The sequence below is a fragment of the Halobacillus trueperi genome (assembly GCF_003386945.1).
Classification (GTDB): domain Bacteria; phylum Bacillota; class Bacilli; order Bacillales; family Halobacillaceae; genus Halobacillus; species Halobacillus aidingensis.
In genome coordinates, this window is sequence record NZ_QUAE01000008.1 from 62919 (window position 1) to 80578 (window position 17660).

Annotated in this window: 16 protein-coding genes; 3 read left to right on the top strand and 13 right to left on the bottom strand. The window is 43.2% G+C overall.

All coding sequences use genetic code 11. The features are described from left to right. Positions 1-7: 7 nt before the first annotated feature. The 3 genes from DYE48_RS11555 to DYE48_RS11570 form a co-directional block, all read right to left on the bottom strand. Positions 8-1330, bottom strand: coding sequence for a cytochrome P450 (locus DYE48_RS11555; RefSeq protein WP_115823763.1), 1323 nt, complete (start codon positions 1328-1330; stop codon positions 8-10). A gap of 735 nt (positions 1331-2065) precedes the next feature. After that, entirely contained in the window at positions 2066-2476 is a 411-nt protein-coding gene (locus tag DYE48_RS11560) for an RDD family protein (RefSeq protein ID WP_115823764.1), read from the bottom strand. 261 nt (positions 2477-2737) lie between these two features. Then, the gene (locus DYE48_RS11570; protein ID WP_115823766.1) at positions 2738-3049 is read right to left on the bottom strand and encodes a DinB family protein; all 312 of its coding nucleotides are present in this window, start codon (positions 3047-3049) and stop codon (positions 2738-2740) included. 107 nt (positions 3050-3156) lie between these two features. On the opposite strand from DYE48_RS11570, the gene DYE48_RS11575 reads away from it, so the two are divergent. Next, positions 3157-3342 carry a hypothetical protein gene (locus DYE48_RS11575; protein ID WP_115823767.1) on the top strand — a complete coding sequence of 62 codons (186 nt, stop codon included), beginning with the start codon at positions 3157-3159 and terminating at the stop codon, positions 3340-3342. A gap of 70 nt (positions 3343-3412) precedes the next feature. Here DYE48_RS11575 and DYE48_RS11580 read toward each other — a convergent pair whose 3' ends face one another. The 10 genes from DYE48_RS11580 to DYE48_RS11625 form a co-directional block, all read right to left on the bottom strand. Next, entirely contained in the window at positions 3413-4498 is a 1086-nt protein-coding gene (locus tag DYE48_RS11580; protein ID WP_115823768.1) for an NAD(P)H-dependent flavin oxidoreductase, read from the bottom strand. 106 nt (positions 4499-4604) lie between these two features. Further along, positions 4605-5147 (bottom strand): cysteine hydrolase family protein, encoded by a 543-nt coding sequence (locus DYE48_RS11585; protein ID WP_115823769.1) that lies wholly within the window; start codon positions 5145-5147, stop codon positions 4605-4607. A 122-nt stretch (positions 5148-5269) separates the two neighbouring features. Continuing rightward, positions 5270-6475 (bottom strand): acyl-CoA dehydrogenase family protein, encoded by a 1206-nt coding sequence (locus DYE48_RS11590; protein ID WP_115823770.1) that lies wholly within the window; start codon positions 6473-6475, stop codon positions 5270-5272. A 31-nt stretch (positions 6476-6506) separates the two neighbouring features. Then, positions 6507-7553: a phosphotransferase family protein gene (locus DYE48_RS11595; protein ID WP_115823858.1), complete on the bottom strand. Its 1047-nt coding sequence runs from the start codon at positions 7551-7553 to the stop codon at positions 6507-6509. 45 nt (positions 7554-7598) lie between these two features. Continuing rightward, the gene (locus DYE48_RS11600; protein ID WP_115823771.1) at positions 7599-8981 is read right to left on the bottom strand and encodes a short-chain fatty acid transporter; all 1383 of its coding nucleotides are present in this window, start codon (positions 8979-8981) and stop codon (positions 7599-7601) included. Positions 8982-8997: 16 nt separating this feature from the next. Next, positions 8998-9753 (bottom strand): SDR family NAD(P)-dependent oxidoreductase, encoded by a 756-nt coding sequence (locus tag DYE48_RS11605; RefSeq protein ID WP_115823772.1) that lies wholly within the window; start codon positions 9751-9753, stop codon positions 8998-9000. A 22-nt stretch (positions 9754-9775) separates the two neighbouring features. Beyond that, complete coding sequence (locus DYE48_RS11610; RefSeq protein ID WP_115823773.1) at positions 9776-11350, bottom strand: class I adenylate-forming enzyme family protein; 1575 nt, start codon at positions 11348-11350, stop codon at positions 9776-9778. A 182-nt stretch (positions 11351-11532) separates the two neighbouring features. After that, entirely contained in the window at positions 11533-12960 is a 1428-nt protein-coding gene (locus DYE48_RS11615; RefSeq protein WP_115823774.1) for a sigma-54 interaction domain-containing protein, read from the bottom strand. Between the two features lie 338 nt (positions 12961-13298). Beyond that, positions 13299-14774: a UDP-N-acetylmuramoyl-L-alanyl-D-glutamate--2,6-diaminopimelate ligase gene (locus DYE48_RS11620; RefSeq protein WP_115823775.1), complete on the bottom strand. Its 1476-nt coding sequence runs from the start codon at positions 14772-14774 to the stop codon at positions 13299-13301. A 487-nt stretch (positions 14775-15261) separates the two neighbouring features. Beyond that, the gene (locus tag DYE48_RS11625) at positions 15262-15702 is read right to left on the bottom strand and encodes a hypothetical protein (RefSeq protein ID WP_115823776.1); all 441 of its coding nucleotides are present in this window, start codon (positions 15700-15702) and stop codon (positions 15262-15264) included. Positions 15703-15811: 109 nt separating this feature from the next. Between DYE48_RS11625 and DYE48_RS11630 the strand changes: the two genes are divergently transcribed. After that, entirely contained in the window at positions 15812-16261 is a 450-nt protein-coding gene (locus tag DYE48_RS11630) for an ASCH domain-containing protein (protein ID WP_115823777.1), read from the top strand. A gap of 398 nt (positions 16262-16659) precedes the next feature. Next, entirely contained in the window at positions 16660-17658 is a 999-nt protein-coding gene (sppA, locus tag DYE48_RS11635) for a signal peptide peptidase SppA (protein WP_115823778.1), read from the top strand. Positions 17659-17660: the final 2 nt, after the last annotated feature.

Consider the following 17660-nt stretch of genomic DNA (forward strand, 5'->3'; position numbering starts at 1 on the left):
TAACGACTTACTTGATCCCTGTACCCTTTTTTGACAGGTGAAGCTTCAGGTCATGCTTCATCCTGAGCGTGATTAATGGTTCGGGATTGACAGGGTAAGCCTCTGGAGAACGATCAAACTTGAACGATTTAATGAGAGATGAGAGGATGACAAGCATTTCAAGCATGGCGAAGTGCTGGCCGATGCATACGCGGGGCCCGCCACCGAATGGGAGGTACAGATAATCAGGCCCCCCAAGAAGTCGTCCATCCTCAAAGCGTTCTGGAAGGAATTCCTCCGGATAATCAATATACCTCCTGTGCCGGTGCATCAGATAAGGACTGACCATAACGGTCGCCCCTTTTTTAATGAACGTGGATCCAATGTTCACATCTTCTTTGGCACGCCTGCCAAACATCCATGCCGGAGGGTACAAGCGCATACTTTCGAGAATCACTTTTTTCGTATACAAAAGGTTCCCCGTTTCTTCCACGGAAGGCGTATCACTTGAAAGATTTTGTTCGATTTCACTTTCCACTTTCTGATAACAATCGGGGTGCTCCATGAGTAAGTGGAGAGTCCATGTCAATGCCGAGGCTGTCGTTTCATGTCCGGCCAGAAATACGGTCATCACTTCATCGCGAAGCTGCCTGTCATCCATTTTCTTCCCGTTTGCATCTTCAGCGTCCTTCATGACGCTGAGAAGGTGCTCCCCGGAGACCTGAGGCTGATGGATAATGGAATAAACCACCTCGTCCAACTTATCGACTGCATCATCGAACAGCTTGTTCCGAACCGTTTTCCATAAACGTGGCGACTTAAAAACACTACGGATCCTTTCGGTGGCGATTTCCATCGCGGTATCCAGCTGCTGACCCACTTGATCATGATCTGCTCTCACTTCTGTACCGAACATCGTCTCTGTGATGATCTGGAGCGTAAGCCCTCTGATATCTTCGGAAATCAGTCGGTCTCCGTTTTTCCAGAGAGAGGTATGGTCCGTAACGACTCTCCCCATCGTGTCACAATAGCGCTGGATATGCTTCGGAGTAAAGAAAGGCTGGATTTTTCGTCGCTGCCGTTTATGATGCTGCCCTTCGCTTAATAAAAGCCCTTTACCTAAAAGTGGTTCTAACTCCTGAAAAGGCTTCGATTTGTAAAAAGAGTCCGCTTTTCTTACGAGTACTTCTTGAATCAGAGCCGGATGCATCAACATGAACACAGGTCTATGAGCAAACCTGAACCTTGCCACAGGCTTCTGTGTCTCTTCCATTTCCATAAGAAATGCGAGTGGATCCTTTTTGAATGCCGGCAATTGACCAAGTGGTGAACGACTCTTCCATTTATGCATAACGTACCCCCTTCAACCTTCTATTAGAGCGTACTAGAGTCCACCTCATTTTATTCATTCCTTTAAGAAACATAGGAAACTTTCATTGTAGACTGATTCAGCATTATGGGAGGATTCTTGAAGTCTTGATTTCGAGGCGTTTGTGAAATTTTAGGAGGCTACGGGGAAAGGTTCGCTTTCCATGGGGCGGGCGCTGAGCCTCCTTGGACTTCGTCCTGCGGGGTCTCATCTGTCCCGCACACCCCATAGGAGTCTCACCGTTTCCCTCCGCCCCTTTACCATATGTGGTTCTCGAAATCCTTCTTAAATTAAACGACCGTGATTGAATGAAGACCTGATAAACCACACCGATATAGTAGTTTCAACCATAGCAACTGCACGAATAAGGTGAGGGAACAGGGTCTGGGAAACGTCCGCATGAAAAGCGCAGGGAGGCACAAACGTGTATGTTTTTCTACGAACTGATTCAAAACACCGCAAATCGTCGTTTCCCTGACCCCGTATCCATGGCAAGGAATCCATCATTCATTATTTCGACCAAGCAAGGCTTTCTTCAGGGGTTTTCTGAAGGGGCTGCTTGCACTCCCACGGAAAGCGAACTGTTTCCCTGAGCCCCTAAACTCCCACAAACATCTCGAAACGGATTCTTCCACAATCGGAAGCTTTTTCACAAAAGATCGTGGTAGATTTTATGGGGATGGATAGGAAAAGTCGATGGAAGGTTCCATCGACTTTTCAGGGAATGTTTTTGACATAGGTTTGAGCAAGCAGGTCGTGAATGGCTCGTTTGTCTTTTCTAAAACCGATCATAAAAGCACTCACCACAGAAGCGATTCCGAATGTAATCACTCCGAGGAGAAATTTACCGATGACTTCTCTAATAAACATCTGGAATAGACCTACAGGCTGATCTCCTTCTTTCCTGATTTTGATTGTAAGTATTCTTTTCCCTACGACATACCCGCTCCATATCACGGGAAGTACTGTTAAATAACTCACGTAAATGACCTGCCATAACCATCCGTCCGTTACATCCGTGCTCCAATCTCCCTGATACCAAGACCATAAAAGATTCATAGGTACGGTAATGATCAATCCATCCAAAATCAAGGCGAAAAACCGGCTCCAAAATCCAGCTCGTTCCATCAATCCTCCTCCTTTCCATCAGGAAGAATCCTGATCATTTCTATGATGAAATAGCCGATGAGAAAACAGAAAACAAAGGACAGATCAAAAGCTTGTTCAGAGAACAGCGAAACGACGAATACACCCAGGACGACGCCATTGCCTGTCCGTGTTAGATTCTCAAGCGCCTTATGTAACATCAGAATAAGTTTTCGAGCCCTTGGGCCCTTTTCATTGAAGAAATGGTGCCTTGATGGAGCCCTTCATGCCAGATCGTGAAATTCAACACTTCATCCAACGTTCGAAAAACGATTCCCCCACCAAGGTCAAAGGGCTTTCCCCTTCTTCGGATAAGCGTCCTTGGTATGTTTGAATCAAACGATGGATATATCCTTCAGGCATATGCGCTTCTTCCCCTGTAAACCTTGCCAATAAGTTTTCCTGGGAAACGAAGATATGACCGAAATTCCAACGGATGTTATTCAAAAACCCTTCCGGCTTCGCATCCGCTACCTCTTCTGTCGTCACATCGAGCGCTGCAAGGCTCCTTTTTCTGACAAAACGCATCTGTTGAAATAAGCTTTCTTCTTTCACTTTTCCACCACCTTGATAAATTCAGAAAAATCAATCACCTTTACTATAGCATGAACCAAAACAACTATGTATGTTAATCTAGTATAGAAAGAAAGGGAGGAAATCCTATGAATCAAGAGATGAAAATAGGAATTGCACTGATTAGCAGCTTTTTAATATTCATGGTCGGCATATTCCGGCTATTTACAGCTGAACTTCAAGATATACCACTTTTTGTAGCTTACATACTTACAATAACCGGCTTAGTTGGGATCATCACAAATGGTTGGAAGTGGAAAAAACGGGAGAATTAATTCTCCCGTTTTTTAATGTCGATGACCGTAGATCGTTTTGTTGGATTGGTAACGGGTCCGTCAATTTTCATCATCTTTTCTTACCCACAGCTTCCTCGTATTCTCTTTCTACGTAGGTAACGATCGACTCCACAATGGAGGAAGCGGATTGGCTGGTGCTCAGCCTGGGGCTCTGCCCTGACCAAAGCGACATATACTCGGGTCGGTTCTGGCTGGCCGCTTCTTTACGAATCTCTTTCGTCAACATATTTTGTAGGGGATAAGCTAAAAGGTGATGGCCGTCCCCTTTCTCCATTTCTTCGATAAACGAATTCCGAATGCCTCGTGCCGGTTTACCACTGAAGACCGAAGTGACAACGGTGTCGGTTTCCTTTGTATTCAAAATCGCATCTTTATGCTGAGCTTTCGCCCCACTTTCCCGGCAAGTGACAAAGGCCGTTCCCAGCTGGGCGCCTTGTGCTCCCAGGGCAAGAGCGGCCCTAACCCCACGGCCATCCATCATTCCACCGGCCGCAATGACAGGTATCTTCACGTGATCGACCACCTGAGGCACGAGCGACATTGTTCCGATCATGGCTTGATCAAAAGCTCCGGAAAAAGTCCCTCTATGACCGCCCGCTTCACTTCCTTGCGCGACAACCATATCCATTCCATGTTCTTCGTTGATTATTGCTTCTTCCACCGTGGTAGCCGTTCCGATCACAACACGACCCTCTTTTTTCAAGTCCTTGATCACTTCACGCGGCGGTACCCCGAATGTGAAACTGACGACAGGAACTTGTTCTGTCATCAGTACTTCGATTTGTTTTTCAAAAAGAGAAAGGTCCTGCTTCAGAGTCGGTTCTTGTTCAATTCTTAGCTCGGCGCGGTATGGTTCCAACCACTTATTCGCCCCGGCTGTTTCTTCCTCTGTCGCTTGTGGGTATTGAGGGACAAAAACGTTCACACCAAACGTTCGACTTGTGAATCGCTTAATTTCCTTGATGGTATCAACCATAGCTTCGGGGGCCATGTAACCCGCTCCTAAATTCCCTAGCCCTCCAGCATTCGAGACCGCTGAGGCGAGTTCAGACGTCGTCACTCCCCCTGCCATGCCGGCCTGAATGATCGGATAATCGATGTTCAACCGATCAATGACTGTGTTTCCCTTCCACATAGGTTCAACTCCTTTCAAGATAAAAGACGAAACTTCAATCACTTTTACTCTTATCATCTTAACTACTCAAAAAAGGTCATCGTCGAAAACGGTGACCTTTTTATGTTTACTTCACTTTCTCCCATCCGAGCTCATGGGAAGACTTCAAATCAATCGTTGCCGTTTCACTCCAAAAGTTCGTTAACGTATGTTGTGTATGCTCGATAATCTGATCAGCTGTCAAATGCTCATTGGAACATGTGGTATGGGCATCTGATATCAATGTAACACGGTAGCCATGATCAAAAGCGCCTCGGGAAGTAGAGTCAACACAATAATCCGTCTGCGCCCCACATATAAAGTGATGATCCGCTTCAACTTTATCAAGTGTCTTCTTAAGGGATGTATGCACAAAAGCGTTCGGAACCGTTTTGAAGATGACGGCATCTTGTTCCAACGGCTTCTCCAAATCCGGATGCAGCTGCCACCCCTCTGCGCCCCGTTTCATCGGACCTTCCGGATATTCATGCTGAACGTAGATTACCGGAATCTGCTTTTCTCTCGCCCGATGGATTGCTCGATTCATATTGGTGATTTTCTCTTCACACTGATACGCGTTTTCCATGACGGCCTTTTGCACATCAATGACGATTAGAACTTCTTTCCCCATTCGTTCACATCCTTTTTCGTTTGTCCCTAATACTTTTCTCTAAAAGGGTTCAGAGTTCCTTCATAGGGTGTAAGGAGTGGTAGATAGAAGAAAAAACTAGCAACTAGTATTATTCCTATCTACTAAAGATACTTTTTGAACTCTAATTTTCCAATATCCCTTAGGTGCACCTGGTCAGGCCCATCCACGATTCTTAAGGTGCGAGCATTTGCCCAATGTGCAGCTAGAGGGAAGTCTTCCGTAACTCCTGCTCCTCCAAATACTTGGATCGCCCGGTCGATAACATTAAGAGATATGCGAGGAGCTATAACCTTTATCATTGCAATTTCTTTTCTTGCCGCTTTAGCTCCTTCTTGGTCCATTTTCTGTGCAGCATGAAGCGTTAATAACCTTGCTTGATCAATTTCCATTCGGGATTCTGCAACGATTTCCCGAATTACTCCTTTTTCAGCTAGAGGGGTACCAAACGCTTCACGCTCTGCTGCTCGTCTACAAAGAAGTTCAATCGCCCGTTCCGCTGCACCTATGGCTCGCATGCAGTGATGAATTCGCCCTGGGCCTAATCGGGATTGAGCGATTTCAAATCCTTTGCCTTCTTTATAAATGAGATTGGATACCGGAACTCTTACATCATTAAAATGGATTTCTGCATGACCATGAGGAGCATGGTCATAACCGAAAACCGGTAAATGTCGTTTTATTTCTACCCCGGGAGTATCCATAGGAACTAATACCATGGACTGCTGCTCATGACGTGGTCCGTGTGGATCTGTTTTCCCCATAAAAATAGCAATATCACAGCGTGGGTCCATGGCACCCGATGACCACCATTTCTTAGCATTGATGACATATTCGTCACCTTCACGAACAATATGGCTCTGAATATTCGTCGCATCCGATGAAGCTACATCAGGCTCCGTCATTGTAAAGCAAGAACGAATGCTGCCATCCAATAGTGGGTTGAGCCACTTTTCTTTTTGTTCATCCGTCCCATATTTCATCAATACTTCCATATTCCCCGTATCAGGGGCATTACAATTAAAGACTTCAGGTGCAATCAAAGATCGTCCCATAATCTCACATAAATGAGCATAGTCGTAGTTTGATAGAGTTGTACCGTACCCTTCTTCACGATTGAACAGATTCCAGAGTCCATGTTCTTTGGCTCTTTCTTTCAATTCTTCCATGATTGGCGGAATATTCCACCTTGACTCCATCGCGTTTAACTGTTTTTCATATAATTCTTCATTAGGATAGATATACTCTTCCATAAAGGTGATTAGTTTCCCTTGTAATTCTGATGTCTTATTCGATACCGTTGTTAACATGATTCATCACTCCACTTTCTTTATAGTTGATTCAAACTCGAAGAGGGTTTTCACGTGACTGTTGTGCTTTTTTCATTAGGTTTCTAATGCCGACATCCAGACTGGAGAATCGATCATCTTCTATGCTTCCGTTTTTCCAACGATCGTAAATTTGCTGCAAGATGCCTGCAATTTTGTAAAAAGAAAACACGAGGTAGTAATCAATATGAGATAGATCCCTGCCGCTTTTCTCTTCATATAACTTCAGCATCTGTTCACGTGAAAGAAACCCCGGTTGTTCGGTTACGGATGATAGGCCCGTTTCTTCGTCACCTGGCTCTGTCCAATAAGCTAACGTACTTCCTAAATCCGTCAAAGGATCGCCAACCGTACATAGCTCCCAATCAAACACACCGGTGACTTCTCCTGGGTGAGAGGATGAAAACAGCATATTATTCAACTTAAAGTCATTGTGAACAATAGTGGGCTCTGGAGACGAAGGGATGTTTTCAAGCAGCCAGTCTTCGATCTCTTCAACACCTTCTATTTCAGACGTTTTCGCCCGGTTATACCTTTTTATCCATCCATTTACCTGTCTTTCTAAGAACCCTTCAGGCTTCCCAAGGTCCATCAAGTTATTCTCTTTTATATCAATGGAGTGAAGATGAACGAGAGAGTCAATCACTGCTTCAGAAATGACCGGTCGTATCCCATCCATCTTTTCATAACTATCCGGCAGCGTATCGTCAATGACAATGCCATCTTTCACTTCCATTAAATAAAAATGCTTGTCCATTAAGGAAGAATCTTCTTTATATAAGTAAGGTTCAGGAGCCAGCGAAAAGACAGGGTGGATGTTCATCAATAGCTGAAATTCTCTTTCCATATTATGTGCTTTCGGAGGAATTGAACCAAAGGGAGGCCTTCTCAAAACGGCTTCCCAATCTCCCACCCTGATTTTGTAAGTTAAATTGGAATATCCTGCAGAGAATTTCTCTACTTGAAAATCACCTTGGAGATCAGGAAACTGCTCTCTAACCAGATCTTCAATCCCCGCCCAGTTGATTTGTTCTTTATCCTGCTTCGTTAATTCAGCCATCAGCATACAATCCTCCTTCATTTGTAAGCGTTTTCTGCATTCGACCTAAAAAACAAGGAATACAATGGACATAATGACACCGGTGTATAGGAGCGTGATCGTTGCAAATCCCATCATATCTCGAATTCGTAACCCAGCGATAGCAAGCATCGGGATGGCCCAAAATGGCTGGATCATATTTGTCCAAGCATCTCCCCAAGCCACTGCGGTAACGATTTTGGCTGGGTTCACTCCCATTTCTAAAGCGGCAGGAAGCATAATAGGCGCTTGTACCGCCCATTGTCCCCCTCCAGAAGGGATGAACATATTTAACAAACCAGATGATAAAAAGGCAAAGAACGGAAGGGTTTGTTCATTGGCGACACTTGCAATATTCGTAGATATCCATACGGCTAGACCTGAAGCGGTAAGCATCCCCATAATTCCGGCATAAAACGGATATTGCAGGGCGAACTGCCCGACACTTCCCGAAGCTGATTTAATGCCATTTCCAAGTTCTTTGACGTTACTATACAATAGCAAGGCCGCCGTTAGAAACATGAGATTGACGATATTCAAGTCAAGAGAGAATCCATTTTGATAGAATTGAATGCTTAAATACAAGAGTCCCAGCAAGCCCCCTGCCAAAGTGATGAGCCGACTGTTGTCCATTTTGTCATTCGGGTTCATGTTCTCAACACGAATTTGATCATGGGATACATTCGCATCCTTTAACAAAGAAGGGTCGATCGTAACTCGGTCTTCCGGTCGTTTAGGATGGATCAAGTTCATTACAAATGGTAATGTACCGAAAATGACTAAAACTAAGATGAGATTTGTAAGCGAGAACAAGGTATCCGTCGTAGGGATGATGCCAACCATATCTTGAAAATTATGCCCTTCTGTAGCAACAAATAAAGATGGGGTAGAAGAAAGGCCTCCTTCCCAAATGACAAATCCAGAATAACCAGAAGCAACAAGCACACGGTAGTCGACAGTAGGTACTTTTGCACCTACTAAACGAGCCATGATTCCCGCAATAACAAGACCGAGTGCCCAGCTGATCAATGAAGCAATCAGCGCGGAAAAAGTTACGACTAATATGGCTGAAGTCGGTGTTTTACAAAGACCTGCAGCTTTTTCAAGCATATTGGAAACAGGTTTTGTCAGCGCTAACGCATAACTCATCACAAAGGTTGTAATGATTTGGGCAGTAAAGGTTAATAGTGCCCAAAATCCATCCCCCCAATGAAGCACCATGTCAAACGGAGAGCTGTCTGTAAGAAAAACACCGCTTATAAATGCTATAGTTGTCAGAATAACAGCAAAAACAAATGCATCCGGAAGCCATTTTTCTGTTATCTTCGCAAAAAACATTGCTAAGTTAGAAATCAGGTTATTCGATTGCTTCGGTTCTTCCCAATCCATTTTTTTCGCAGTCGGTTCCATTCACTCATCCCCCTTTTTATTTTGCTGTCCAACCACCATCAACATAAAGCGTTTGTCCTGTTAAATAACTAGATTCATCTGAGGCTAGTAAAGCTAATGGGCCTTCTAAATCTTCGAGATGACCTACTCTTTTAACCATGGTTTGATCAATGATATTCTTCAGACGTTCTTCATCGTTCAACCAGCCTTTTGTCATCGGTGTTTTAATGTAGCCAGGTGCAAGACCATTGACCGTAATCCCCTCTTCAGCAAGTTCATGGGCCCATACTTTCGTAAGCTGGTTCATTCCTCCTTTGCTTGCTGCATAGCTCGATTGGAAAATCCCCCCAACACCACCAAAAATGGAGGATATATTAATGATCCGTCCTCCTTTCTTTTGCTCAATCAATTGTTTGGCAACCGCTTGGCCCACAAGGAATACTCCCTTCAAATTAGTGTCAATGACACGTTCCCAATCCTTTCCTTCTACTTCAACTAACGGCTTACGAATATTTGTACCGGCATTATTGACGAGAATATCAACCTGTCCAAACTCATGAACCACTTTCTCGATCCAGGATTCAACACTCTCTTTGTTTGAAACATCAACGGGAGTAGCCAGCACCTCATAACCTTTCTCGGAGAGTTCCTGGCGGGCATATTCAAGATCTTTTTCTCCTCTGCTTGCAATGGCTAGTTTTGCTCCCAATTTCCCTAGACAATGAGCCATACCAAGACCTATCCCTTTACTTCCACCTGTAATCATGGCAACTTTTCCATCTAATTGAAACATACAAAATTCCTCCTCTATTCAATCATTTCTTTTCTTCGGCGTTCACCAGCTGATTCTTCAATATTTTCCCTCCAGGATTTCGGGGCAGTGAACGGATGATTTCTACATATTCAGGCACCTTATAATCGGCCATTTGCTCTTTCATGTAGTTCTTGATATCAGACGCTGATGGTTCGGCACCATCTCTCGGAACAATAAAAGCTTTCACTCGTTCACCAAAAATGGAATCAGGCACCCCGATAATCGCTGCTTCTAATACATCCGGATGACCATAGAGTACGTTTTCAACATCTGCTGAGAACACCTTCTCTCCACCTCGGTTTATCATGTCTTTTTTTCTATCCATCATATAGAAGAACCCTTCTTCATCCATTACAGCCATATCGCCGGACTTCCAATATCCTTGATCAAAAGAAGTCATGTTGGCTTCATCATTTTCCCAATATCCTTGCACAATCATCGGCCCTTTGATATACAGCTCCCCCACGTCACCAGGAGCGACTTCTTCTCCATATTCATTCACAACTTTTAACTCCCCCGTGGGGACAGGCTGCCCTATGGACGCCATTTTTGAATAACCTTTCATCTTCGGCATAATCGTAGCAGGAGAAGTTGTTTCTGTGGCCCCGTATGCATTGTGGAGACTTAAATCAGGAAGCGCTTTCATTAAAGACTCTATCGTACCTTGAGACATTGGCGCGCCTCCAAAAGCTGCAATATCGAGGGAAGTCATATCGGTTGAATCAAATTTTTCGTGACTCATCATCATGATATAGATGGTTGGGACATTAAATAGAAATGTGATGCGTTCCTTATCAATTTGTTCTAGAAATGGTCCCGTTTGATACTTTTTCATTAATACATTGGTACCGCCAATCAATAACATGTAAAAGAGTTGACCAATCAGTCCTGTGACGTGAAATAATGGGACCGCAATCAATGTTCGAACCGGTTCTTTCGCTTGAAATACTTCACGATAATGTAAAGCACTATGGATGACGTTTACATGGCTCCCGACCGCACCTTTGGGATCTCCTGTTGTTCCTGATGTGAACATGATATAAAAAGGATCCTCTTCTTCAATTTCGGGATAACTTGGAGCACTAGATTCTTTTTTTAAAATATCAGCCATTTCATCATAATCATGATCAGATTTATCCGTTAACAGCACTCGTGCTTTGGGATTTTCAGCCTTCCATTGCTGAATGAAGTTTTCAAAAATCTTTTCCCCACATATCATTTTGGCTCCTGATTTGTTCAACATACTTTTTAGTTCTTCTTCTGAAGAACGGATATTTAATGGAACGACTATGATACCTAAATACGCACAAGCGAGAAAGGTTTGGATAAACTCAGGTCGATTCCCAAGTAACAAAGCAAGTCGGTCTCCCTTTCTCAATGAACAGTTTGTCTGTAAATAATCAGCTAACGTGTGTACCTGTTTCTGTAATTCTATATATGTAATTCTTTCTTCATCGTAGACGATGACTTCCCGAGTGGGATATTTCTTAACGGTTTGTTCAAATAGATTTCTGATGTTAGAAGGACGTTGTTTAACAGTATAAACGTTTCTTCCGTGAATCCGTTCTCTTGTCATCTGTCATTCCTCCCTTTATTAAGGTTGTCATCTTATTACATGCAATAATCATGCCAACTCTCTAAAGGTTTAAACATTCCAAATATTCAGTATTCTGTAATTGAAAACATGCTAAACCCGATTCAATTTCGAATCAATTAGGTAAAAAACGAATCAAAAAAAAGAGACGCGAGCGCGTCTCTTTAATCATGAACATATTCTTGATCGGATAATTGGAACTTATTCATTTTCTTTACAAGAGAGGATTGACTTATCCCTAATGCTTCAGCAGCTTTCCTTGTTGTATGATGTTCCCTTAACGCTTCTTTTATCATATCGATTTCCAGCTTTTGGACCATTTTCTTTAGAGTTTTGCTTTTATGACAACGGTCCATTGTGTTTGTTTTAATAGGAAGATCTGAAGCGGTAATTTCATCTTGATCTGAAGTAACCACTGTTCTTTCTATGACATTTTCAAGTTCTCTTATGTTACCTGGCCAATTGTAATTCTCTAATACTGGTATCACACTAGGATTAAGAGTTTTATTCATTTCATATTTTTCATTGATTTGTTCTAAGAAGTAGTAAGCGATCGGTGCAATATCTGATGTACGTTCTCTCAGAGGGGCAATGTGAATAGGGACAACGTTCAGTCTGTAATACAGGTCTTCACGAAACTTCCTTTGTTCGACTAATTGCTCTAAGTTTTGATTCGTCGCAGCAATTATCCTAATATCAAGGGAGATTTGACGTGTACCTCCCACTCTTTGAATCTCATGCTCCTGCAGCGCCCTTAGAAGTTTTACTTGTAGCTCAAACGGCATTTCTCCAATTTCATCAAGAAAGATTGTTCCTCCGTTCGCTCTCTCAAACAAGCCGATTTTCCCATTATTGGCCGCTCCCGTAAAAGCTCCTTTTTCGTAACCGAAAAGCTCTGCTTCCAATAAAGAGGAAGGGATAGCTCCACAATTCACTTTTACATATGCATGATTTCCACGATGGCTATGATTATGAATAAAGTCAGCAAAAACTTCCTTACCAACACCTGATTCTCCCGTCAACATCACGGTAGAATCTACTTTCGCTACTTTTTTTGCCACCGATATAGCCTTGATTATTTCATCACTATTTGTAATCATCCCTTTAAATGATGCTTCCTCTCTCTCTTCTCCCACCACTTGGTTAAACTCATTTAATATTTCATTTGTGACCTCGTGAGAGGCATTCAATTCAAACTTCAAGTAATTTAAGTCCGATAAATCTCTAATATTTGTAACCACGTGGATGATTGATCCGTTCTCATCATACACAGGGCTTCCTGTAGCTAGTACTTCCACTCCATTGACAGTTTGTACAATCGTAACCGCTTTCTTTTGCTGCAGTACTCTGTACGTAACTGAATCAGAAATGATCCCTTCTTTCATGACTTCCTTTAACTCTCTATGTAGCAACTTACGCTTAGGAATTCCTGTAATTCGAGTGTAAGCGTCATTCATCGTCCAACCGACACCATTTGAATCCGCAACGAAAATTCCATCATAACTGGATTGAATAATCGAATCCAGGAGTTTAAATTGTTGTGGTAGTGACGTGTTCTGTGTTGGTTCAGAAAAGAGAAATGATCTATGCATAATTACCCTCCGACCTTCAATGATATCTTCATTATTTGATAAGGATTGTCATTTGTCAAAGTTTTCTGTCATTTAAAAGGAATCTTCAATAGAAATGATTCACTACAAATTACGTTTGCCGCTGAGTATCAGTAAAGGTGTTAGATATATACGGTACATCAAATGTAAGATTCAACTCATCAAAGTTATTTCAGTATCATGGCTTCAACAAGACGATCTTTCCCTGAAAGTCTCATTTTGAGTGCAAATTTTCCAACTCCCGTAGCCTAGACCTTTAAAGGTAAAAGATTTTCGATTACATTATGGAATAAAAAAAGAACCCGCCTTCAAAAGCAGGTTCATGCCATAATATCTTTTTTCATTGACTTCAACTTCCGTTTCATATCTTCTACCATTTCCTTGTCCGAATTCACAGGATAATGATAATGCTGCTGGTAACTTTCATGGCCTTTACCAGTGATGACAACCCAATCTCCCGCTCCACTGTTCACGATCGCCTCTTCAATCGCGAGCGTCCGGTCCGGGATGATCCTGCCCGACGAGTCGCCATATTCTTTCTGCAGGTCTTCCAGAGTGGATACCATTTCATCAAACGTAGCCGTATTCAAGTCATCAAGCGTGAGGATATAATCGTCTGCTCTTATAGCGGAAGCACCTATCATTTCCCCTCTTTTTGATACGTCCCTGTCCCCACGAAAACCGAAGACATGCGTCAGTGACGCGGCTCCTTGTTGCCTTGCCGTATCCAGCACATGTTCAATGCTGTCTGCCGTATGGGCATAATCGATGACGACGGTCGGGCCATTTTCAAATTCGAAGAGTTCGAAACGTCCCCGGATGCCAGGTAAGGAAGTCATCGCCTTTTCCATGTCAGAAAAAGAGAACCCGAGCTGAAGACCGACAGCAAATGCCTCCAATGTGTTGTAGACGTTATGAGTACCTTTAAGCGGGGAAGTTACTTTCCTGTCTTCTTCGCCGTAATGAATGCAGGCTGCGAAATCATCGGTATCGATATCCTTCAGAATGATTTCATTTTCCAGATGGTGGCCGACCTTACAAACGGAAGAACCTTTTTCTTCTAAAAGGTGTGCCAGCTTTTCACCCCATGGATCATCCGTGTTGATGACAGACTTCCCTCCAGGTTTCAACATATGGAATAGCTTCGATTTCGCTTCGAAATAAGATTCCATTGAGTCATGGTAATCCAAATGGTCTTTATATAAGTTGGTAAATACCGCATAGTCGAACTTTACACCCTCAAGGCGGTACTGAGCCAGTCCATGGGAGGAGACCTCCATCACGACGACATCATCCTTGCTTTCAAAGAGAAGCTTTTGCAGCAATGGGGCGCTCGGTGTCGTTTGAATGCCGGGAACGACTTTGTCATTCACCATATAATCGATGGTTCCGAACATCCCGCATGAATAACCGCTCTTTTCACATAGGTGTTTAATTATATGGGATGTCGTCGTTTTCCCGTTCGTCCCTGTCACACCGATCACGATTTTATCGTCAGAAGGGTTTCCGTAAAAAGCCGTCGCGATCAGCCCAAGCGCTTTCCTGCAGCTTTCCGTTTGCAGACAAACCGCTCCGTCGTGCTCCACCTTTTCTTCTGTGACGACGACAGACGCACCTTTTCTGATCGCTTCTTCAATAAAGTCATGACCGTCTACTTGATAGCCTTTGACAGCTACGAAGACATACCCTTCCTCAACGTCCCGTGAGTCGTCTGTGACACCGGTGATGAGCGATTGGGGATCTATTTTCTTTTTCGTTTTTTGGTTGAGTAGTTGCATAATCTGTTCAACGTTCATCGTCGGTATCTCCTTTGATGTATGTTACGTGTCGCATGTCCTATTTTAATGGAAAATACACCAGCACAGGCGGATGTCGAAGAGATGTAAATGAATCTTAATATAATAGTCAATTACATGGAAATCTCTTTACCTATCCTCTTTTCCCTTGCCCGCGAGCTTCCTCGTCAGCGCCATTTCCTTGCTTGAAATATCTGAAAGAATCATGGGTTAGCGCTTTTAACATATGTATTTGAAGCTCCCTTTCCTAAAGGTGAAAGAACCATCCCAAAACCCTTCCCCATCTTTGATCATTTCAAGCGCCCCATTTTCCTCTTTAATGAAAAAAGTGTGGAAAGATTTTTTCGACTCTATCCGATATGGATCCATCTCATGCTGTAACAAACCACCAAAAATCTATCCTAGAAATCCCTGATCATTATAAGGCTGCCATCAGAAGGAAGGATGCGACCACAGCCGCTTCTTCATGAATATTCTCTCCTTATTTTTAGGCCCCTTGCCTTTCTTTACTCTTCTTTTTGTCATAAACCGTTCTGTAATATTTCCTTTCCTCCATTCTGATATGATAACGCTCGGCAAAATCTTCAAGGTCAGCTAAGACTTCCACCGAGTCAAAGTTCACCACACGAATAGGGAAGCCTCTCTTCTTTTTGATGGTTCCAGCAGGTGTCCCCCAGCCGACATCCTTGAAAACAATCTTATGTAGATCCTCGGGGTTAAATCTTTTCCCCCAAACTCTAAAATGAAAAAAACACACGTGGTATTCGATCGTTCGATCCACCTTTAATTGATAAGAAATACCAAAGATAAGAAGTATTACTGCAAAAGATAAAACCGTAAGTATGGTAATCTCCTGTTCACGTAGGTCCGATATGAAAATGGGGGCAAATAAGGGTATGACCCAACGCGGCGGTCTGGCATGATACAAGGAACTCCCCCCTTTCTAAAAATGGAAAAAGTGCATGGAATTCATTATAACATCCCATAATGAAAGTAAATGATAATTCCACCAAAGTTTGGAAAAGGAGTGTTCACACATGAACGAACAGGCAAAAGAGTACTGGGATTCCTACTGGAAAGGAAAAGAAAAACCGGAGAACGTCAAAGCATGGTCATTCGGAACTGCCCCTGATCGCATGGCAAGACTGGTTATGGACGGAGTCAAGACAGCCACATGCTCGGCGCGTCAAGCTTATGAGGTGGAAAAAGAAGCGCTCCCTGAAGTCGGAGAATATAACATCATTTTAAATGGAGAAGATGAACCTGCAGCCATTATCAGAACGACAGAAGTGGAAGTGGTCCCATTTAACGAGGTAACCGAAGCGTTTGCCAGAGCGGAAGGAGAAGGAGACCTTTCCTATAACCATTGGTTAGAGGTTCATAAAAAGTTTTTTAAAAAGGAATCGGAAGAAATCGGTTATGAATACAGCGAAGATATGGAGCTCGTTTGCGAGAGGTTCCAACTTGTGCACGTGAACCCGGATTGAAGGACGGAAATTGCTTCCGTCCTTTTTTCATCCCATACCTCCGGCTGGAGCGCCATGCGGATGGATAATCCAACTAGTCCGACTAAAAATACAATAATGATAGTAATGATGATGACTCTCAATTTATTTCGACTCAAAGTCCAATCCCTCCTCCCCTTCTCTACCCGTTCCTTCAAGCAACTAAGCTTAGACTTTCGACTCTAAACTTTTATGGACAAGGATCGTTTCCGCAGAAAATAAATGGAGGCATAATAAAAAATACAACCAAATATGAAACCTTACAAACCTTCAATCGTAGAAGAGGTGTTCAGAAATACTTGAAGGTTCATTTCATATCATTCGGACATCTCCATATGGTATGGTTGAATTCTGAACAACAGATGGAAAGGAGTTTACATATGAGCAAAAGAATAACGGCAAGTATCATTGCAGCCACGATTTTAATTCTCGCTCTTGTCGTCCAGCTGATCGGAACGGTTTTCACTGGTGATGAAGCAGAGAATGAGACAATGGGCCTTTTCGCAAGCAATGAGAAATTGGAAGAAAAAGTCGTCGAACGAGGATCAGGAAGCAAACGGATTGTTGAGTTGAACTTGGAAGGAGCCATCATCGACAACCCAGGCACAAACCCGAATCCTTTCGGGGGCGGTGGATATCAGCATAACCGCTTTATGAAAAAATTAGAGGCAATCAAAGAAGATGCCTCCATCAAAGGGGTCCACCTGTATGTCAATTCACCAGGTGGCGGCGTCTATGAAAGTGCTGAAATCCATGACAAACTGCTTGAAGTAAAAGAAGCTGGAAAGACGATATACGTTTCCATGGGGAACATGGCCGCTTCCGGCGGGTATTATGTTTCTGCGCCTGCTGACCGCATTTTTGCAAGTAATGATACATTCACAGGTTCTCTTGGTGTCATTATGGAAAGCATCAATTATCAGGAACTGGCCAATGAATATGGTGTGAAGTTCAATACCATCAAAAGTGGAGAGTTCAAAGATATCATGAGCCCGACGAAGGAAATGACCGAAGCGGATAGAGAGATTCTTCAAACACTTGTCGATGAGTCTTACCAGCAGTTCGTCGATGTCATCGTTGAAGGACGTGATATGCCGGAAAGCCGTGTGAAAGAATTGGCAGACGGCCGGATCTATTCAGGGAAACAAGCGGTGGAAAACGGACTGGTCGATGACATCGGATTCCGTGAAGACACGTTGAAGGCACTGAAAAAAGAAATCGGTGGAGATCCGCAGGTGTTCCAATACAAAAATACAATGGGATCCTTCTTCAACCTGCCGCTCGCTGAAAGTTTGATGCCGAATAGTGAAATCCGCTACATCGAAGAATTGATCAGCCAGCGTCAAGGACCACGCATGATGTATATGTACACAGATTAAGG